Here is an 18,655-nt window from a genome sequence, read left to right on the forward strand (position 1 = left end):
TCAGCTCAGCGGGAACACCTCGAACGGCACCGCGAAACGCGTCCCCAGCCGGCTGCCCGCGCCCCGGCCGAAGCCCTCCAGGAACTCCCGCGGCTCCGCCATCGCCCCGCCCAGCCCGGCCAGGTACGCCCTGTGCTCCTCCAACGAGGCGACTCCCCGGTCGAAGTGCTCGGTGGTGTCGACCGCGTGCTTCGCCTCCGGCGAGGCCGCCGCCCAGATCTGCCGCACGCCGTTCCACGGCTCGTGGCCCTCGGCCAGCAGTTCGCGGAACACCCAGCGGTTCCCGGCGTCCCGGACCCCGTCCAGGGTGGCCCGGCCGACCGCGATGTGGTCGGCCTGGTTGAGGAACACCCCGCCATAGGTCTCCCGGAAGTTGCTGGTGATCACGATGTCCGGCCGGTGCCTGCGCACCACCCGGGCGATGTCCCGGCGCAGCGGCAGCCCGTACTCGACCACGCCGTCCGGGTGGCCGAGGAACTCGACGGTGTCGACGCCGACCACCCGCGCCGAGGCGAGCTGCTCGGCCTCGCGCAGCGGCCCGCACTCGGCCGGGTCCAGCGAGTCGATGCCGGCCTCGCCGCTGGTGACCATCACATAGACGACCTTCTTGCCCTGCGAGGTCCAGCGGGCGACGGCCGCGGCCCCGCCGTACTCCATGTCGTCGGGGTGGGCGACGATCGCCACCGCGGTCTGCCAGTCCTCGTCGACGGGCTCGAAGGGCTCGGGGGCCTGCTCGGTCATCCTGCTCGTTCCTCTCGCTGCGGCTCTCAGGCGTACATCCGTACCACAGACGCACTTCCGTACCACCCGCGACTCCAGGACACCGCCGCCCCGCACGCCCCGTCAGACACCGTCGCACCCCGCCGACTTGCCCCTGACGTAAGGGTCAGGGGTTAGCGTCCGGGCGTCCCGCGGCGGCACCGCCCCGCCGCCTTCTCCCCCTCCGCCGAGGAGCGCCGCCATGACCCCGCCCACCACCGCCCGCGTCGTCCGGCTGACCGCCGCACCGTCCGGGCTGCCCGCCCCCGGGGACTTCACCGTGGCCGAGGAGCCACTGCCGGCGCCCGGCCCCGGGGAGGTGCTCGTCCGCAACCGGGCCTTCCTGGTCTACGCCGCGCTGCGCACCCTGATCAGCGGTGGGGGCTCCGGTCTGCCGCTGCCGCACATCCGGCCGGGGGACGCGCTGTTCGGGCCGGCCCTCGGCGAGGTGCTGGCCGCCCCCGCGGACGGGCCGCTGCGCCCCGGCGACCTGGTCACCCACCTCGCCGGCTGGCGGGACCACGCGGTCGCCGAGGCCGCACGGTTCACGGCCGTCCCGGCGGACTTCCCCGATCCGGTCGCGCTGGTCTCCTCCGCCTCCTCCGCCTACGGCGCCCTGACCCGCACCGCCGGGGTGCGCCCGGGGGACGTGGTGCTGGTGACGGGCGCGTCGGCCTCGGTGGGCACGGTGGCCGGGCAGGTCGCCCGACTGCTCGGCGCCTCCCGGGTGATCGGCACCACCCGCTCCCCGGCCAAGGGGAAGCGCCTGACCGCCGAACTCGGTTACGACGCCGTGCTGGTGCCCGGCGGGCGGCCGTTCGCCGAGCAGTTGGCCGAGGCCGCGCCGGACGGGCTCGACGTGGTGCTGGACCTGGTCGGCGGCGAGCAGCTGACCGCCGCCGTGGACGCGGCCCGGCGCGGCGCCCGGTTCGCCCTGGTCGGCGCGCTGGCCGGCCAGCTCGATCCGGAACGCCCGGGCGGCGACGCCCCGGCCGTGATCGACGGCTTCCGGGTCATCACCCACGGCCTGACCCTGCGCGGCTTCACCGGATCGGACCACCCGGGCCTGGAGCCCGAGTGGCGAGAGCGCCTCGCCGGCTGGCTGCGCACCGGCGGGATCGTCCTTCCCCGGACGTCGGTTCCGGGCATCGACCGGGCTCCCGCAGCGTTGACGGAACTGTTCACCGGGGACACCTTCGGGACCACCATCGTGGAACTCTGACGACCAGGGAGCGGGCATGCGGATCGGGGACGCGGCGGCAGCGGCGGGCACCACACCGAGGGCGCTGCGCTTCTACGAGCAGCGCGGCCTCCTCCACCCGCCCGCCCGCTCCCCGTCCGGCCAGCGCGAGTACGGCCCGGCCGAGGTCGCCCGGGTCCGGCTGATCCGCCGACTCCTCGCGGTGGGGCTGACGGTGGACGACCTGGCCAGCCGCGCCCACCGCCTCGACCTGCTCGGCCAGAACCCGCCGGTCCGCTGCTCCGACGACCCCGGCTCCGACACCTTCGCCCCCGTCGTCCACGCCCGGCTGGCTGTCCTCGACGCCGAGATCGCCCGCCTCACCGCCCGGCGCGCCGGACTCGCCCACCACATCGCCACCGGCGGCACCGAGGTCCGGGCCCAGGATCCCCTGGCCGGATGAGGAAGGCTCGCCCGGGACCTCGCGACGGGGGCGCGCGAGGTCCCGGGCGGGGTTCGGGGGGTGTCAGGTCGGGTCGGCGGCGAGGTGAGCGGCGGCGGCGGGGGTGGCGGGGACCGGTCGGTCGGGCCAGCGGATCCGGGTGGCGCAGAGGGAGACGACGGCCGCCGAGGCGGCGACGGCGGCCATGCCCCAGAGCAGGCTGGTGGCACCGGCGATGAAGCCGATCACGGCGGGGCCGGCCAGCAGGCCCGTGGTGCCCATGGCGGCGACCAGGGAGAGGGCGTCGGCGCCCTGGCGGGCGGCGGCGACGTAGACGCACGGGGTCACCGCGGCCACCCCGAGGCCGACGCAGGCGAAGCCGAGCAGGGTCGGGACCACGCCGCCGACCGCCAGGGCGAGGGCGAGTCCGAGGCCGGCCAGCAGGCTGCCGGTGCGCACGATCAGGCTGTCGCCGAAACGGGTGCGCCAGCCGTCCGCGAAGATCCGGGCGCAGACCATCATCACCGAGACCACCGCGATGCCCAGCGGGGCGAGCCCGGCTCCGGCGTGCACGTAGTCCTTGAGGTAGAGCGCCGACCAGTCGTTCATGGCGCCCTCGGTGACGGTGCCGAACACCATCGCCAGGCCCATCCAGAGGGTCACGGCGGTCGGCAGCACGAAGCCGCGGCGCCGCTTCCGCTCCGTCGGTCCGGCGGCGTCGGCGGCGTCGGCGTCGGCGGCCGGGCCGTCCGCCAGCAGTCCCGGCCGGGCGGCCACGACCAGCACCGCGAGCAGCGCGGCGGCCAGCCCGAAGTGGACCGCCAGGGTGTCGGTGAAGGAGGTGACGCCCGAGGCCAGCAGCGCGGCGAGCAGCGAGCCGGCGCTGAAGGTGGCGTGCAGCCGGGACATCGTGGTCCGCTCGAAGCGGGCCTCCAGCGCGGCGCCCTGGGCGTTCATCGCGACGTTCAGGCAGCCGACCGCGACGCCGTCGAGGAACAGCACCAGCAGCGTCACCGGGTAGTTCGGCACCACCGACAGCGCGAGCAGGATCACCCCGAGGGCGAGGGCGGACAGCACCGAGAGCGAACGGGAGCCGAGCCGCCGCGTCAGCACCGCGACCAGGGGGAAGGACACCGCCGCGCCGATTCCGCAGGTCATCAGCAGCAGACCGATCTGGGCCTCGCCCAGGTCGAGCCTGGCCTTCAGCGCGGGCACCCGGGAGACCCAGGTCGCGTACTGGAATCCGAGGACGAAGAACAGTGCGCCGATGGCCACTTGGGACCGGCGGAAGTCGTCGCGAACGGGGGACATCGGTATCAGCCCACTTCGGCTCTGGGGTGCGGCCCGGGGGCCGGGACGGTGGAGTGCGGCAGCGGCCGGGCCGGGACGGGGTCCAGCGGCATCGCCATGTAGACCGCCCGGGTGCCGTAGCTCTCGGGCAGGTCGATCTCGGGCCGGGCGCGGTAGCCCAGCGGGGTCCACAGCACGTGCGAACCGCGGACGGCGACCAGCGAGGCGGTCCGGTAGCCGGCCTTCCGGGCGGTGTCCTCCAGGTGCCGCAGCATCCGCAGGGACAGGCCGCGGCCGCGCAGGTCCTCGGAGATCACCAGGTCGTGCGCGTGCATGTTGGTCTGCCGACCGCCCGCGCCGCCCCCGGCCCCGCCTCCGTCCGCGCGGCCGCCCGCGGGCCCGTCCGCGTCCTCGCTGCGGCTGAGGTCCGGGCAGTGGAACAGCGGGTACGGCAGGGCGAGCAGGTAGCCGCCGAGGCCGCCCGGGTGCTCCAGCACGAAGCAGGTGTCCGGTGAGGCGCGGTGCCGGGACCGGAGCGCCTCGCGGCCCTCGGACAGGCCGCTGGCGGCGTAGGCGCGCTCCTCCAGCGCGACCACGGCGTCCCAGTCCTCCTCCCGGAGCAGCCGGATGCGGTACTCGCTCATGCGCTTCCTCCGTCGCGGTGCCCGCCGATGCAGCTGTACGGCAGCGGCGCGAAGCCGTTGAACCCGCGGGTGGCGTAGGCCGTGGCGTACGCGCCGCAGGAGTGGATCCAGACCGGCTCACCGGAGCCGATCGCGCGCGGGACGCGCACCAGGCCGCCGTCCTGCGCGTACGCGTCGTCGCTGTCGCAGGTCGGGCCGGCCACCACGGCGTTGACGAACTGGCCGCCGGGGTGGGTGGGGAACTCCAGCCGGTACTGGAGCTGGTCCATCTCGTACAGGCCGTTGAACTTGCCGCAGCTGAGGTAGAGCCAGTCCTCCCGGGCGCCGTCGAGGCGGTGGCGGGAGGTGAGCCGGGCGACGTGGGCGCGGATCGCGCCGTGGTCGGCGACCAGGTGGCGCCCGGGCTCCAGCAGGAACTCCAGCGGTGCGCCGTTGACGGCGTTCAGCCGTTCCATGCCCTCGCGGATCACCGCGAACATCTTGTCCAGCGGCGGGTCGAGCGGGCGCCCGCTCCGGTCGAGGACGCCGAGGGCGGGCAGCCCGCCGCCGAGGTTGATCCGGGTCGGGGTGATGCCGCGCCAGTTGAGCGCCTCCAGCACGGCGGCCAGCGAGTCCACGGCGGCGTTCCAGGCCTCGGCGGTCATCTGCTGCGAGCCGACGTGCACGGACAGGCCGGACGGCACCAGCCCGGCGGTACGGGCTTCGCCGAGCACCCGCAGCGCGTCCTCGGGTGAGCAGCCGAACTTGTGGCTGAGGCCCCACAGCGCGCCCTCGCCGCTGGTCGCGATCCGGCAGAACACCCGTGCCCCGGGGGCGTGTTGGGCGATCGCCGCGACGTCCTCCAGGCTGTCGGTGGCGAAGTCCCGCACGCCCAGCCGGTGGGCCTCGGCGATGTTGCGGTCGGACTTGATCGTGTTGCCGTAGTGGATCAGCTCGGGCGGCACGCCGGTGCGCAGGGCCTGCGCGATCTCCTGCGGGCCGGCCGCGTCGAAGCCGGAGCCGAGCGCGGCGAGGTGGTCCAGCACCTCGTCCACCGGGCAGGCCTTCATCGCGAACCGGACGGCCACGCCGGGCAGTTCGGCGAGGAGTGCGGCGTACTGGCGGCCGATGCCGTCGAGGTCGTAGAAGATCCGGTCGTCGGTGGCGGCGGCGAGCGCGGCGCGCAGCGCGCTGCGGTCGTGCTCGTCGGGGCGGGGTGCGTCGGTGTGCACCACGGCGACGGCCGGGGCGCGGTGGGTGGGCGGGTGGTTGTCGGCGTGGCCGGTGGCGTGGCCGACGGCATGGCTCCCGGCGTGGCCGGTGGCGTGGCTGGTGGTCTGGCGTGTCACGTGAGAGGTCCCGTCCGACTAGCGCGGCAGCAGGTCGGCGGGGGTGGCCTTGCTCGCCCGCACCAGCGGGCCCCACGCGTCGATCAGTGCTGCGAAGTCCTCGATGTCCGTCTGCGCCTCGTCGAGCAGGCGCGCCCGAAGGGGCGCCAGGTGGTCCGCGAACTCGGCGTACTTCCCGCCGAGCCGCCGGTAGCAGCGGTCGAGTTCGGCGAGCCTGCGGTGGTTCTCCGCGCGGTCCGTCGCGGCGCTGCGACGGGCGGAGTCGGCGATCGGCTCGGGGCGGACGCGGTGCTGTTCGTCCAGCAGGGCGCCGCCGGCGGCCTCCATCTCGTGGTAGACCGGGTGGAGGTAGAGCATGGAGAGCAGGAACTTGGCGTAGCGCAGCTGGTAGGCGGTGAAGCCGTGGCCGGTGCGCCGTTCCGGGGTGTAGTAGTTGACGATGTGGCGGTTGTGGGTGACGCCCGGCAGGGTCGCGTCCCGCACCAGGTGGTGCAGGAAGTAGTCGCTGCCGATGGTGTCGGTGGCGGGCGGCAGCGGCACCCGTTCGTACACCTCGTGGTGGAGGCCGATGTTGCACATGTCGATGCGCCAGATGTCGGGGAGGTCGAGCACGGCACGGTCGACGGTGAACGGTTCGGTGCCGCCGCCGGTGAAGGAGTCGGCGACGAGTTCGCGCTTCTCCTCCTCGCTCGCGCCGGTCGGCGCCCAGAGCGCGACCACGTCGTGGTAGACCTCGGGGTCGAGCTCGCGGATCTCGCCGATGTCGACGGAGAGTTCACCGACGAAGGAGGCGCCGACCAGCGCGACGGGCTTGTCCGCGTGGGCCGCGTCGAGGCTGTTCCGGGTGACGGCGGCGGCCGCGTCGGCGGCCTTGAGGCCCAGCGTGGCCAGCTCGTGCTCGATCGGGAACACCGGTTCCCCGTCGAGCAGTTGGTAGCGGCTGTCGGAGTCGCGGCGGTGCACCGACGCGCAGCCGAGGGCCGCGGCCAGCAGGAACGCCCGGTTGGTGCAGGCGCCGTAGGAGACGGCGTCGGGCAGCATCAGGTCGAGCAGCCGGTCCGGGGCGGCCGCGCCGGACCGGTCGATCACCTGGCGCAGGAAGGCGCGCTGGGCGTCCTCGTCCAGGTGGTGGACGACCACGCCCTCGACGGGCGGCAGGGCGGCGAGCGCCGCGGCGTGCCGGGCGCGGGCGTCGGGGTCGGCGGAGTCCAGCACCAGCAGGTGCACCCGGACGTCGAACCGCCGTACGGCGTGGGCGGCTTCGGCGCCGACGGCGGTGATGGTGTCCGTGCACTCGCGGTTGGTGGGCAGGGTCAGGCAGACGTCGCGCATTCCCGCTCCCCCTCGGCGTCCCGCCGGCCTTCCCCGCGTCCCTCGAACGGCTCGTGCTCCTCGAACGGCTCGTGCTCCTCGAACGGCTTGCCGCTCCAGGACCGCAGACCGAGCAGCTTCTCCCCCAGCTCGGTGAGTTCGGCGGTCGGGTAGCGCTCCGCCTCGGGCCGGTCGGCGTCGCCGACCAGGGTGCGGTTCCAGTCCGGGGTGGCGAGCGTGCGCCAGGACTCCACCCGGGAGCGGCGCAGCTTCTCGGCCTCCTCCAGCGCGGGCATCATCGACAGGTACTGCACCGCCCGCACGCCGTTCTCGGAGGTGTTGCGCTCGACGCCGTGGGCCAGCAGGCCGTTCCAGATCAGCAGGTCGCCGGCCTTCAACTCGGGTCGCACGACGGGGTACTCGGTACGGTCGACGTCCGGTCGGATCGGGTCGCGGTCGGCCGGCTGGGCGGCCTGCCACTCGTTGAAGCGGCGGAACAGCTCCGGGTCGCACTGGAAGCCGCCGTGGTCGGGGGCGGTGTCGTTGAGCGCGATGATGCCCTGGACGCGCTGCGGCAGCATGCCCTGGGTGGTGTCGACGTCCCAGTGCAGCTCGATGTCGAAGCCGCGGTCGGTGGGCTCGATCAGCGCGCGGTCGCGGTTGCGGACGTTCGGCGGGTTGAGGTTGAGCCGGTCGAGGGTGACCCAGAGCTCCTCGCAGTCCCACACGTCCACGAAGGCGTCGTAGACGCGCTGCGACTGGCGGCTGTCCCAGAGGAGTTGGTGGTGGTAGGCCTCGACGAAGCCGTAGATGTGCAGGTGCCGGTCGAGTTCGTCGCGGTACTCGCGCTCGCGGTACCACTCCTCGGGACGGTCCGGCGACAGGCCCTGGAACTCCCAGGCGAAGTCGAGCAGTCGGCGCGCGGCCTCGGCCGGGACCGCCTGCTTCACCACCACGTAGCCGTAGGTCTGCCAGAACGCGAAGTCCTCCTCGGAGAGCACCCGCAGCGGGTGCTTCTTGCGGACCTCGCGCAGCGCGGTCCGGGCGAGGTAGCTCTCGGTGTCGGCGCTGAAGTAGGGGCGCTGCGAGGCGGCCCGGTACAGGTATTCGCCGGCGGGTGCGTCGGGTTGTTCGGCAGGGCTCGGCACGGGCAGTCACTCCATGGTTCGTAGTCGGCGCGGCGCTTCCTCGGCGCTCGGTGCGGGCACGGCGGGTCGACGGCCGCTCACCGGCCGCGACAGGAATTCGAGCGCGGGCCGAAGGGCCGTCCGCGCACGACCTTTCCCGCCTCCGGCCCCCCGGGCGCGGAGCAGCGCCACGTCAGGGGACCAACTCGCTCGCCCGGCGGGGCCTCTCACGTCACATCAGCCCCTGCCGAGCCGCGCCCCTCATACGTTGGACTAGACCAACTAATGGTGTCAACCCTTTCCCGCGGGTTACCGATTGGGAAATCAGCGCAGCTCACCGCGCCTCTCGGGGTTCGCTTTATGTTTCGGAGGCGGACATAAGAGCGGGTATGTTTCCGGAATTGACATAACCGTGAAACGGTGAACCGGCCGGGTCGGCCGTACGTTGGCCGTATGGCACGCGCGCTGACGGCTCCCCCGTGGCTGACCGAGAGCCTGCGGCCCCGGGCCGCTCCGATCCCCTGGGCGGCGGTCGCCCGCGCCTCCGTCGCGCTCGCCGCCCCACTCGCGGTGGGCACCGCCACCGGACGGCCCGGCTACGGCGCGCTGGTGTCGATGGGCGCCCTGTCCGGAGTCATCGGGGACACCGCCGACGCGTACCGGATGCGGGTGTTCAACATCGCCGTGCCCCAGCTGTTCGGTGCCCTCGGGCTCCTGTTCGGCACCCTGGTGTTCGGCACCGGCTGGCCGGCCGTCGCGACGGTCACCGTCGTCGCCCTGGTCTCCGGCATGATCTCCTCGATCGGCGCGGTCGCCTCCGTCTCCGGACTGCTCCTGCTGCTCAACTCGGTGGTCGGGGCCGGCCTGCCGCTGCCCTCCCCCTGGTGGCTGCCGCCCGCCCTGCTGCTGCTCGGCGGCCTGGTGGTGCTCGCCCTGACGCTGCTCGCCTGGCCACTGCGGCTGGGCGTCCCGGAGCGCTCGGTGGTGGCGGGCACCTACCGGGCGGTGGCCGACCTGCTGGAGGCCACCGGCACGCCGGAGTACGACGGCCGCCGCCGCGAGCTGACCCAGTCGCTCAACCAGTCCTACGACCTGCTGCTCGCCCGCCGCGCCCGCCGGCACGGCCGCTCACCCACCCTGGCGCGGCTGCTCGCCCAGCTCAACGCGGTGATCCCGATCGTCGAGGCGGCCCCGGCGGCCCAGCTGCGCCCGTCCGGTCTCGGCCCGCTGCCCGGCGGCTACCCGGCCGCCGTCCGCGCGCTGGCCGACGCCGTCGAGCGGGGCCGCACCGGCCCGGCCCCGCCGCTCGACCTGCCCGCCCCCGCCGGCCCGTCCACCCGCGCGCTGGTCGCGGCGATCGGACACGCCGCCACCGTCGCGTACGAGGCCGCGCCCGACCCGTACGCCTTCGACGACCGGATCGGCCGGCCCGCCCGCCTCGCGGTCCGGGCCCGGCGGGCCACCAGGGCGCTGCTGCTGTCCGCCGCGTCCTGGCGGTACGGGCTGCGGCTGGCGCTGTGCATCGGGCTGGCGCAGGTGCTGGTCTCGGTGATCGCGGTGCCCCGCTCGTACTGGGTGACGCTGACCGTGACCTTCGTGCTGAAGCCCGACTTCGGCTCGGTGTTCTCCCGCGCGGTGCTGCGCGCGCTCGGCACCGCCGCCGGGCTGCTGATCGCCATGCCGGTGCTCGCCGAGGTGCCGCACGGCTGGTGGGACGTCCCGGTGATGGCGGTGCTGGCGACGCTGATCCCGGCGCTGTCCGCCAAGGGGTACGCGTTCCAGACCGCGGCGATCACCCCGGTCATCCTGCTGCTCTCCGACCTGCTCAACCACCGGGGCTTCCAGCTGGTGCTGCCCCGGCTGTACGACTCGCTGATCGGCTGCGGTATCGCGCTGCTGGCCGGCTACCTGCTGTGGCCGGAGTCCTGGCACACCCGGGTCGGCGACCGCCTCGCCGACGCCGTCCAGGACACCGCCGCGTACGTGTCGCTGGCCTTCACCACCGCGCCCGGACGGGACGAACCGGCCCGCGCCCGCTACCGGCGGCGGCTCTACCGGGACCTGTCCACCGTGCGCGGCGAGTTCCAGCGGGCGCTCACCGAGCCGCCGCCGGTCGGGGCCCGGGCGGAGGCGTGGTGGCCCGTGGTGATCGCGGTCGAGCGGATCGTGGACGCCACCACCGCCACCCGGGTGCGGGTCGAGCACGGCGCGCCGGTGCCGACCGCCGCCGAGGTCACCACCGTCGCCCGGGAGCTGGCCGACCTGGCCGAGGCGCTGCGCACCGGCGAGCCGCTGCCGGAGGCGGAGCCGGACGCGCTGGCGCCGGACTGCGCGCTGGCCCGGCTGCACCAGGAGGTGCACGCGGCCCGGTCGGTGGTGGCACCCGCGCCCTGAGCGCTCCCGATCCCGGCGAGCGCCGCCACCCCGAGCACCCGTGCCGTCGAGCGCCGACGCCCCGGGCACCGCCGCGCCCTCCGGTGGGCGGTGCCCGGTCTCAGTCCTGGATCCGCCGCCAGGGCCGGTCCGCCTCCAGCGCGAAGGCCAGCTCCAGCAGCAGCCGCTCCTGCCCGTGCGCCGCCGACAGGTGCACCCCGACCGGCAGCCCGCTGGGCGCCGAGCCCGCCGGCAGGGCGATGCCCGGCCCGCCGGTCACGTTGTTGACCGGGGTGAAGGCGACGTAGCGCAGCAGCCGCTCGATCAGCTCGTCGAAGTCCACGTTCGGGCTCAGGTGCCCGATCGGCGGGGCGGTGTGGGCGAGCACCGGGGAGAGGATCACGTCGTGGTGGTGGAAGATCCGCGCGTACACGCCCTCGGCCCGGCGCAGCCGCCGCAGCACGCCGGGGGTCTGCGGGAACTCCGCCTGGAAGCGGCGGCGCAGCCCGGTGGTCAGGCCGTCCAGCCTCCCGGCCCGGAAGCTCGGGTCGATCAGCAGCCGGCCGGTGGCCGCGATGGCCCAGGCGATGTAGCCCCAGTAGCTGACGAAGTCGCGGGAGAACTCCTCGCCGAAGGGCAGCTCGGTGGGCTCGACCAGGTGGCCCATCGCCTCCAGCCGGGCGGCGGTCTCCTCGACCACCTGGCGGGTCGGTTCGTCGGTCTTGGCGATCGGCGAGTCCACCACCAGGCCGATCCGCAGCCGCTGCGTGCCCGGTCCCTCGACCAGGCCGAGCGGGGGCAGCCCGGGGTTGCCGCGGTGCCGCTCGGCGGCGGCGAAGAAGGCGGCGGTGTCGCGCACCGAGCGGGTCAGTACCCCGTCGGTGACCAGGTCGATCGGCAGTTTGCCGCCCTGGGCGTTGGTGACCAGCCGGCCCCGGGTGGGCTTGAGCCCGACCAGTCCGCAGCAGGCCGCCGGGATGCGGATCGAGCCGCCGCCGTCGTTGGCGTGCGCGATCGGCACCACGCCGGAGGCCACCAGGGCCGCCGCGCCGCCCGAGGACGCGCCGGCCGAGTGCGAGGGCTTCCACGGGTTGCGCACCGGTCGGGCGGTGGCGAACTCGGTGGAGGCGTTGAGGCCGAACTCGGGCAGCCTGGTCTTGCCGAGGACGGCCAGGCCGGTGGAGAGGAACTGGTCGGTGAAGCGCGCGTTGCGACGGGCCGGGCGGGCCCGGTAGGCCTCGCTGCCCATCCCGGTCGGCAGACCGCGCAGGTCCACGTTGTCCTTGAGGTAGGTCGGCACGCCCCACAGCGGACCGCCGATGCCCTCCCGGCTGATCTGCGGCCTGTCGTACGAAGCGTGGGCGACGGGCAGCAGCGTGCCGTCCACCCGGCCGGCCCGGTCGACGGCCGCGCCGACCAGTTCCCTCGGGTTGACCGCGCCGGAGCGCACCAGCGCGGCGAGCGCCACCGCGTCGTGGGCGCCCAGGGCGTCGTCGGCGAACGCGTGGACCCGCTCGTCGGTCATCCGAACTCCCCACTCCCTGCCGGACGTTCCGCCGTCCGACGATCGCACCGGCTGGTCGTACCTGCCCGGTTCTACTGACCGGTAATCTCACCGGGCTCCGAGTGTAGGCGCGACCGGCGGCGGCCGCCGGGCCGGGGCCGCCTTCGACGGGTCAACGATCCATCAAATCTTCGAGGGCGCACGACCGTTCGCCTCGCGCCCCCACGTTCACTCCGTCCGCCGGTCCACGATCGTTTCGCCGTACACCGCCGGGAAAGATCACGTTCACGATTCGTCCCGGTCCTCCCGCCCGAACCAAGGTGCCGCCCCGTGCCGACCTCCCTCTTCCCGACCACCCGGTTCACCGCGGCCACCGCCCCCGGCGGCCTCCCCCTGCTCGGCCACGCCGCCGCCCTCCTGCACCGCCCGCACGAGTTCGTCGCCGGCCTGCCCGCCCACGGCGACCTCGTCCGGTTGCGGCTCGGCCCGCTGCACGCGTACGTGGTCTGCCACCCCGAGCTGGTCCGCCGGCTGCTCACCGACGACCGCACCTTCGGCAAGGGCGGGCCCCTCCCCGGCAAGGCTCGGGAGGTCCACGGCGACGGCCTCGCGACCTGCCCCGCCACCGCCCACCGGCGCCGGATGCTGCAACCCGCCTTCCACCGCGACCGGCTGCCCGGCCACGCCGCGCTGATGGCCGAGGGGATCGCCGACGCCACCGCCCGCTGGCACGACGGCGACGTGATCGACGTCCCCACCGCGATGCGCCGCCTCGCCACCGCCGTCACCGCCCGATGCCTGTTCGCCGCGCCCGAGCGGGCCGGCTCGCCGCCGGTGCACCGCGGCCTCGGCGCGCCGACCCGCGGCGCCGGCCGGCGGACGCCGCCGCCGCTGCCGCTGCCGCTGCCCGGAGCCGACCTCCTGCCCACCCCCGGCAACCGCCGCCTCCGCCGCGCCCGGCAGGACCTGCGGGAGATCACCCGGCGGCTGATCGCCGACCACCGCGCCGCCGGCGCCGACCGGCAGGACCTGCTCTCCACGCTGCTCGCCGCGACGGACGAGGACGGCCGGCCGCTGTCCGACGCCGAGGTCCACGAGCAGGTGGCCGCCCTCCTGTCGGCCGGCCTGGGGAGCACCGCCGCCACCCTCTCCTGGGCCTGGACGCTGCTCGCCGCCAACCCGGCCGTCCGGATGCGGCTGCACGCCGAACTCGACACCGTCCTGGACGGCCGCCCCGCCCGGCACGAGGACCTGCCCGCGCTCCCGCTCACCGCCCGGATCGTCAGCGAGACCCTGCGGCTCTACCCGCCGCCGTGGATCCTCAGCCGCACCGCCACCACCGACACCGAACTCGGCGGCCACCGCATCCCGGCCGGCACCACCCTGCTGTACAGCCCCTACCTGCTGCACCGCCGGGCCGACCTGTTCCCCCGCCCCGACCGCTTCGACCCCGACCGCTGGCTCACCACCGCCCGGCCCGCCCCCGGCACCTACGCGCCCTTCGGCCTCGGCGCCCACCGCTGCATCGGCGACGCCTTCGGCACCACCACGGCCGTCCTCGCCATCGCCACCGTCGCCGCCCGCTGGACCGTCGCCCCCACCCCCGGGCGGCCCGTCCGCCCCACCCGCGGCCCCCTCCTCGCGCCACGGCCCTTCACCGCGACGCTGACCCGCCGGGTCCGCTGACCGGATGCCGGGACCCGGGAACCCCGGCGTCACCGACCCGGGATCCGGCCGGACGCCCGTGACCGGGCTTCGGTACTGTCCCGGCGTGGCCGGCCGCACGGGCGCCGGCCGGAACCAGGCCGCTCGACCGGGACACCACCAGACCATGAACGCTCGCACCCCACGGGGTCTCCTGACCGGGCCGCTCCGCGCCGTCCGGACGTATCCGCGCCGCTCGCCGCTGACCTTCGGCTACGTCCTCTTCCTCCTGCTCGGGCACGTCTGGGTCGAGAACCTGGTCCCGGCGGACCGCGCGGACGCGCTCCGCGACCACATCAGCACCAACCTCGACAACCTGCACGACCACCCGGTCACCGCCCTGTTCGGCAGCGCGCTGCTCTTCGACGGCACCCTCACCGAGATCCTCACCACCGGTTTCGGCGGCACCCTGATCACCCTCGGCCTCGGCGTCTGCTGCTGCCTCGCCTGGACCGAACGGCGCTTCGGCGGCCCGCGCGCCGCCGCCGTCTTCCTCGGCGGGCACATCGCCGCCACCCTGGTCACCGCCGCGGTGATCCTGCTCGCCCTGCGGCAGGGCTGGTACCCGGAGAGCGTGCGCCAGGCCTCGGACTACGGCATCAGCTACGGCGCCCAGACCGTCCTCGCCCTCGCCACCCTCGCCGTGCCCCGCTGGGCCCGGCTGCCCTGGGCCGCCTTCGTCGTGGCCTGGCCGCTGTCCGGCGACGGCGAATGGCCCGGCCCCCTGCCGGACTTCACCACCGTCGGCCACCTCCTCGCCGCCGCCCTCGGCTTCGCCCTGGCCGCCGGCGTGGCGCTCGCCGCCGCCCGCCGGCGCCGCGCCGGGGCCCTCGCCCCGGCGGACCTCCACCGGTGATCGTCCGAGCCGTCCCCGGCCCACCCGGCGTCCGCCCCGTCCGGCCGGAGCGCTGACCCCGCGTCAGTGCGGCGGCCGGCGGTCGGCGGCGAGGGCGGTGAGCAGCCGCTCGATCTCCGCCAGCCGGCGCCGCAGGTCCTCGACGTCGCCCCGGGTGGCGTTCTGCTCGTCCGGCTTGAGGGCGACCAGCAGCTGCCCGTCCGGCTCCAGCCGGGCCCGGGCGACCTCGCCGAGGTCGTCACCGTTCTGGAGCCGGATCGCGTGCTCCAGCTCGGACGGGCGCAGCGCCAGGCTGCGCAGCGCCCCGGGCACCAGCCGGCCGTCCTCCACCACGGTGGTGGCGGTGCCCTCCAGCAGCCGGGCGGCCTTCGGGTCGCGGGCGAGCCAGCGGGTGACGGCGGCGTTCACCACGATCAGGGTGACCGCCCCGATCACGCCGCCGAGCAGGCTGTCGTCGTTGCCGATGACGGCGTTCTGCACCACGTTGGAGAGCAGGAAGACGACCACCATGTCGAAGGTGTTCATCCCCGCCAGCCCGCGCTTCCCGACGAGCCGGAACAGCACCAGGATCAACGCGTAGACGGCGATCGTGCGGAGGACCTTCTCCACGATCGGAATCTGGACGGCCACCAGGTCGTGCCACACTGCCCCGCTCCTCCCGCCTCGGCTGCTGGGAACGGGGCCGACGCTACGCCACGGTCACCGCTTCGGCCTGCCGCGCCGGGCCGCCGCGCCCCGCCCGCCGGCCTTGGCTCCCCCGGTCTTCTGGGTCCCCGCCCGCTGCCCGCCGGGCTTCTGCCCGCCCGACTTCTGCGCACCGCTCCGCTGCCCGCCGGCCTTCTGCTGCGGCTTGCCCCGGCCGGCCGCCGCCTTCTTCGGCTGCGCCTCGGGCGCCGCCTGCCCGGCCCCGCGCCCGCGCGAGCTGTTGACCGTACGGCCGCGGACGATCCCGATGAACTCCTCCACCAGGTCCGTCGTCCGGTCCTGCGGCCAGGCCAGCGCCACCTGGGACTGCGGCGCCTCCACCACCGGCCGGTAGGTGAGGTCCTTGCGGTGGTGCAGCCGGGCCAGCGACTGCGGCACCAGGAGCACGCCGACGTTCGCCGCGACCAGCTCGATCGCGTCCTCGGTGCTGTCCGGGCGGGCGACGGCGGGGCGTCCGGGCAGGGTGTCGGCGGTGAAGCCGAGGGTGTCGTCGAGCGGGTGGAAGACCACCTCGTCGGCCAGGTCGTCCAGCGGGACCTCCTCGGCGGCGGCGAGCCAGTGGTCCTTGGGGAAGACCACGACGGTGGTCTCGGTGTAGAGCGGGATCGCGCTCAGCACGTCCTTGTCGACCGGCAGCCGGACGAGTCCGGCGTCCGCGCCGCCCTCGCGCAGGGTGCGCTCGCCGTCGCCGAACGGCACCGCGAGGAGCTCCAGCGGGACGTCCGGGAGCCGCTCGCTCCAGACCCGGACCCATTTGCCGGGGGTCACGCCCGGGACGTACACGAGCCGGAAGGAGGGGTTCACCTGCATGTCTGTCACAGGGCAAGGCTACCGACCGTGACCGGAAGCGCCCGCGCACTCCCTTACCCTTGTCTCCATGACATCGCTCAAGCAGAAGACCAGCCAGACCATGAAGCCGGCCACGGCGGCCAAGAAGCTGGGGATCTACCTCGACGCGGCGCCGACCGACTTCCAGGAGGGCGTGGTCTCCCGCGAGGAGCTCAACGCGCTGCAGTCCGAGCCGCCGCAGTGGCTCCAGGACCTGCGCCAGAACGGCCCGCACCCGCGCCCGGTGGTCGCCGCCAAGCTCGGCATCTCGATCTCCGGCCTCGCCCGCGGCGGCGTGACGGAGGCGCTCACCACCGAGCAGATCGAGGCGATCAAGGCCGAGAACCCGCTCTGGCTCCAGCACGAGCGCGCCAACCAGGTGGACGTCCGCAAGGAGACCGCCCGGATCAAGGAGAAGCACGAGAAGGAGGCCGCCGCCAAGGCCGCCAACGAGGGCAAGGAGGGCAAGGCCGCCCAGGCCCGCTGACCCGTCCTCCCACCGCCCGGCACGGCGGCGCTCCGGCGCCGGTTGCCGGACCGCTGCCCGACGATGGTGCCGGCGTCCGTCCCGACGGGCGCCGGCACCGTCGTGTACGGGTCCGGCGGACGAGGCCGTACGGCACGGTTCGGCCCCCGTCGGCGGTGTGGCGGGCACCGGCCCCGGGTGGAACTCCCCTCCCTCCGGCGCGTATTGACCGCGCCGCCGGTCGCTCCGAATAATCGGCGGGATCGGGGCGCCCCACCGGCCCCCCGTGCCGCACCGACCGCACCGGACCAGGGGGACCAGTGATCGAGCAGCCTCAGCACGCCGGACTCGCCGCACTCGCGGAGGAGTTCTTCACCGCCGAGAACACCCACAACCCGTTCGAGGCGACCCTCAGCGGCGTCGAGGGCTTCGGCCATCTGGTGCCCGACCCGTCCCGCGCGGCGGCGCACCGGCACCGCGAGGCGCTGCGGGGCTTCGCCGGCCGGCTGGCCGCGATCCCGCTGGACGCGCTGGCCGGCGAGGACCGGATCACCCACCGGGTGCTCGCCCGGCTGATCGACAACGGCGTCGGCGGGATCACCCACGGGCTGGCCGAGTTCAGCGTCTCGGCGACCATCGTCGCCCCGCAGAACGAGGCCTTCACCGCGCTCACCATGACCTCCGTCGACCAGGAGGGCGCCGCCGCCTTCGTGGAGCGCCTCGCGGCCCTGCCCGGCTACTTCGACGCCGTCCTGCGCCGCACCCTGGACGCCGCCGCCGAGGGCCGCCGCCCGCTGCGCAGCGGGGTGGACGCCGCCGTCGCCCAGCTGGACGCCCACCTGGCCACCGCCCCGGCCGAGGACAAGCTGCTGCGGCCGCTGGCCGGCCGCCCGGAGTTCGAGCGCGCCCACACCCTCGTGCGGGACGCCGTCCGCCCGGCGGTGGCCCGCTTCCGGGCCGGGCTGGCCGAGCAGCTGGCGCCGGGCGCCCGGCCGGACGACAAGGCCGGGGTCTGCCACGTGCCGGGCGGCACCGAGGGCTACGCGGACGCCGTCGCCCGCTTCACCCGGCCCGGACTCACCCCCGAGGAGGTGCACCGGATCGGTCTGGAGGCCGTCGAGGCGCTGCGCGAGGAGTTCGCCGAGCTGGGCGGCAAGGTGCTGGGCGTCACCGACCCCGCGGCCGTCCTGACCGCGCTGCGCGAGGACCCCGCGCTGCGCTTCGGCAGCGCGGCCGAGATCGTCGCCCTGGTGGACGGCGCGCTGGAGCGGGCCCGCCTGGCCTCCGCCGACTGGTTCCGCCCGTACCCGATCGCCGACTGCGTGACCAGGGAGATCGACCCGATCGAGGCCGAGACCGCGCCGCTGGCCTACTACCAGCCGCCGGGCCCGGGCGGGCTGCCCGGCACCCACTGGATCAACACGCTGCGCCCGGAGACCCGGTTCAGCTACGAGTACGAGGCGATCGCCTTCCACGAGAGCGTGCCCGGCCACCACCTCCAGCTCGCCGTCGCCCAGACCCTGCACCACCTGCCGCGGTTCCGGCGGAACCCGAGCGGCCAGCTGACCGCCCACGTCGAGGGCTGGGGCCTGTACACCGAGCGGCTCGCGGACGAGATGGGGCTGTACGGTTCCGAGCTGTCCCGGTTCGGCATGCTCTCGCTGGACGCGCTGCGGGCGGCCCGGCTGGTGGTGGACACCGGGATGCACCACTACGGCTGGTCCCGGGAGCGGGCGAAGGCCTACCTGCGGGCCAACACCGCCACCACCGAGGCCAACGTCCGCAACGAGATCGACCGCTACATCGCCTGGCCGGGCCAGGCCACCGCCTACCTGATCGGCCGCCGGGAGATCGTGCGGCACCGCGAGCGGGCCCAAGCCGTGCTCGGCGCCCGGTTCGACGTCCGGGAGTTCCACCACCAGCTGATCGGGCACGGCAGCCTGCCGCTGGGGGTACTGGAGGAGCTGGTGACGGACTGGATCCTGGAGCACTAGGTGTTCTGAGCCGTAAGGGGTCGGGGCGCGGTCGGCGCGGCAAGGACCGGCGCCCTCGGTTCCGCGCCGTCGCGGAAACGGTTCCGCACGCCCGGTCAAGGCTTCCCGCGCCCGGACGTGGCGTCACTCCATCGGCCCTGTGGA

At 74.9% G+C, this 18,655-nt stretch carries 16 protein-coding genes; 7 read left to right on the forward strand and 9 right to left on the reverse strand.

What is annotated here, in order from left to right; all coding sequences use genetic code 11:
* Complete coding sequence (locus ACZ7RU_RS28780; protein ID WP_470343885.1) at window positions 1-741, reverse strand: PIG-L deacetylase family protein; 741 nt, start codon at window positions 739-741, stop codon at window positions 1-3.
* 220 nt (window positions 742-961) lie between these two features.
* On the opposite strand from ACZ7RU_RS28780, the gene ACZ7RU_RS28785 reads away from it, so the two are divergent.
* Both ACZ7RU_RS28785 and ACZ7RU_RS28790 read left to right on the forward strand, forming a co-directional pair.
* Window positions 962-1,981: an MDR family NADP-dependent oxidoreductase gene (locus ACZ7RU_RS28785; RefSeq protein WP_470343886.1), complete on the forward strand. Its 1,020-nt coding sequence runs from the start codon at window positions 962-964 to the stop codon at window positions 1,979-1,981.
* A 16-nt stretch (window positions 1,982-1,997) separates the two neighbouring features.
* Window positions 1,998-2,402 carry a MerR family transcriptional regulator gene (locus tag ACZ7RU_RS28790; protein ID WP_470343887.1) on the forward strand — a complete coding sequence of 135 codons (405 nt, stop codon included), beginning with the start codon at window positions 1,998-2,000 and terminating at the stop codon, window positions 2,400-2,402.
* 63 nt (window positions 2,403-2,465) lie between these two features.
* Here the strand turns inward: ACZ7RU_RS28790 and ACZ7RU_RS28795 are convergent, their stop codons facing one another.
* The 5 genes from ACZ7RU_RS28795 to ACZ7RU_RS28815 form a co-directional block, all read right to left on the reverse strand.
* Window positions 2,466-3,692 (reverse strand): MFS transporter, encoded by a 1,227-nt coding sequence (locus ACZ7RU_RS28795; protein ID WP_470343888.1) that lies wholly within the window; start codon window positions 3,690-3,692, stop codon window positions 2,466-2,468.
* Between the two features lie 5 nt (window positions 3,693-3,697).
* Window positions 3,698-4,315 (reverse strand): GNAT family N-acetyltransferase, encoded by a 618-nt coding sequence (locus tag ACZ7RU_RS28800; protein WP_470343889.1) that lies wholly within the window; start codon window positions 4,313-4,315, stop codon window positions 3,698-3,700.
* Entirely contained in the window at window positions 4,312-5,526 is a 1,215-nt protein-coding gene (locus ACZ7RU_RS28805) for a type III PLP-dependent enzyme (RefSeq protein WP_470344047.1), read from the reverse strand. The genes ACZ7RU_RS28800 and ACZ7RU_RS28805 overlap by 4 nt, the downstream gene beginning before the upstream one ends.
* 135 nt (window positions 5,527-5,661) lie before the next feature.
* Window positions 5,662-6,975: a DUF6271 family protein gene (locus tag ACZ7RU_RS28810; RefSeq protein ID WP_470343890.1), complete on the reverse strand. Its 1,314-nt coding sequence runs from the start codon at window positions 6,973-6,975 to the stop codon at window positions 5,662-5,664.
* Window positions 6,957-8,102: a phytanoyl-CoA dioxygenase family protein gene (locus ACZ7RU_RS28815; protein WP_470343891.1), complete on the reverse strand. Its 1,146-nt coding sequence runs from the start codon at window positions 8,100-8,102 to the stop codon at window positions 6,957-6,959. Before ACZ7RU_RS28815 ends, ACZ7RU_RS28810 begins: the two co-directional genes overlap by 19 nt.
* Before the next feature lie 432 nt (window positions 8,103-8,534).
* Here ACZ7RU_RS28815 and ACZ7RU_RS28820 point away from each other — a divergent pair, with 432 nt between their 5' ends.
* Complete coding sequence (locus tag ACZ7RU_RS28820; RefSeq protein ID WP_470343892.1) at window positions 8,535-10,475, forward strand: FUSC family protein; 1,941 nt, start codon at window positions 8,535-8,537, stop codon at window positions 10,473-10,475.
* Window positions 10,476-10,575: 100 nt separating this feature from the next.
* Here ACZ7RU_RS28820 and ACZ7RU_RS28825 read toward each other — a convergent pair whose 3' ends face one another.
* Complete coding sequence (locus tag ACZ7RU_RS28825; RefSeq protein WP_470343893.1) at window positions 10,576-11,979, reverse strand: amidase; 1,404 nt, start codon at window positions 11,977-11,979, stop codon at window positions 10,576-10,578.
* 309 nt (window positions 11,980-12,288) lie between these two features.
* Here ACZ7RU_RS28825 and ACZ7RU_RS28830 point away from each other — a divergent pair, with 309 nt between their 5' ends.
* Complete coding sequence (locus ACZ7RU_RS28830; protein WP_470343894.1) at window positions 12,289-13,644, forward strand: cytochrome P450; 1,356 nt, start codon at window positions 12,289-12,291, stop codon at window positions 13,642-13,644.
* 145 nt (window positions 13,645-13,789) lie between these two features.
* Window positions 13,790-14,518: a rhomboid-like protein gene (locus ACZ7RU_RS28835; RefSeq protein WP_470343895.1), complete on the forward strand. Its 729-nt coding sequence runs from the start codon at window positions 13,790-13,792 to the stop codon at window positions 14,516-14,518.
* 63 nt (window positions 14,519-14,581) lie between these two features.
* Here ACZ7RU_RS28835 and ACZ7RU_RS28840 read toward each other — a convergent pair whose 3' ends face one another.
* Entirely contained in the window at window positions 14,582-15,163 is a 582-nt protein-coding gene (locus tag ACZ7RU_RS28840) for a DUF421 domain-containing protein (RefSeq protein WP_470343896.1), read from the reverse strand.
* A gap of 54 nt (window positions 15,164-15,217) precedes the next feature.
* Window positions 15,218-16,042: a LysR family substrate-binding domain-containing protein gene (locus ACZ7RU_RS28845; protein WP_470343897.1), complete on the reverse strand. Its 825-nt coding sequence runs from the start codon at window positions 16,040-16,042 to the stop codon at window positions 15,218-15,220.
* 58 nt (window positions 16,043-16,100) lie between these two features.
* Between ACZ7RU_RS28845 and ACZ7RU_RS28850 the strand changes: the two genes are divergently transcribed.
* Together ACZ7RU_RS28850 and ACZ7RU_RS28855 are read left to right on the forward strand one after the other, a co-directional pair.
* Window positions 16,101-16,538 (forward strand): DUF5997 family protein, encoded by a 438-nt coding sequence (locus tag ACZ7RU_RS28850; protein ID WP_470343898.1) that lies wholly within the window; start codon window positions 16,101-16,103, stop codon window positions 16,536-16,538.
* Between the two features lie 299 nt (window positions 16,539-16,837).
* Complete coding sequence (locus ACZ7RU_RS28855; RefSeq protein ID WP_470343899.1) at window positions 16,838-18,511, forward strand: DUF885 domain-containing protein; 1,674 nt, start codon at window positions 16,838-16,840, stop codon at window positions 18,509-18,511.
* Window positions 18,512-18,655 lie beyond the last annotated feature (144 nt).

It is taken from the genome of Kitasatospora sp. NPDC114501, from assembly GCF_055633695.1.

Bases quoted from the DNA above. Each gene is read 5' to 3' on its own strand.
- ACZ7RU_RS28780 (WP_470343885.1), bottom strand. From the start codon at position 741: ATGACCGAGCAGGCCCCCGAGCCCTTCGAGCCCGTCGACGAGGACTGG.
- ACZ7RU_RS28785 (WP_470343886.1), top strand. From the start codon at position 962: ATGACCCCGCCCACCACCGCCCGCGTCGTCCGGCTGACCGCCGCACCG.
- ACZ7RU_RS28790 (WP_470343887.1), top strand. From the start codon at position 1,998: ATGCGGATCGGGGACGCGGCGGCAGCGGCGGGCACCACACCGAGGGCG.
- ACZ7RU_RS28795 (WP_470343888.1), bottom strand. From the start codon at position 3,692: ATGTCCCCCGTTCGCGACGACTTCCGCCGGTCCCAAGTGGCCATCGGC.
- ACZ7RU_RS28800 (WP_470343889.1), bottom strand. From the start codon at position 4,315: ATGAGCGAGTACCGCATCCGGCTGCTCCGGGAGGAGGACTGGGACGCC.
- ACZ7RU_RS28810 (WP_470343890.1), bottom strand. From the start codon at position 6,975: ATGCGCGACGTCTGCCTGACCCTGCCCACCAACCGCGAGTGCACGGAC.
- ACZ7RU_RS28820 (WP_470343892.1), top strand. From the start codon at position 8,535: ATGGCACGCGCGCTGACGGCTCCCCCGTGGCTGACCGAGAGCCTGCGG.
- ACZ7RU_RS28825 (WP_470343893.1), bottom strand. From the start codon at position 11,979: ATGACCGACGAGCGGGTCCACGCGTTCGCCGACGACGCCCTGGGCGCC.
- ACZ7RU_RS28835 (WP_470343895.1), top strand. From the start codon at position 13,790: ATGAACGCTCGCACCCCACGGGGTCTCCTGACCGGGCCGCTCCGCGCC.
- ACZ7RU_RS28850 (WP_470343898.1), top strand. From the start codon at position 16,101: ATGACATCGCTCAAGCAGAAGACCAGCCAGACCATGAAGCCGGCCACG.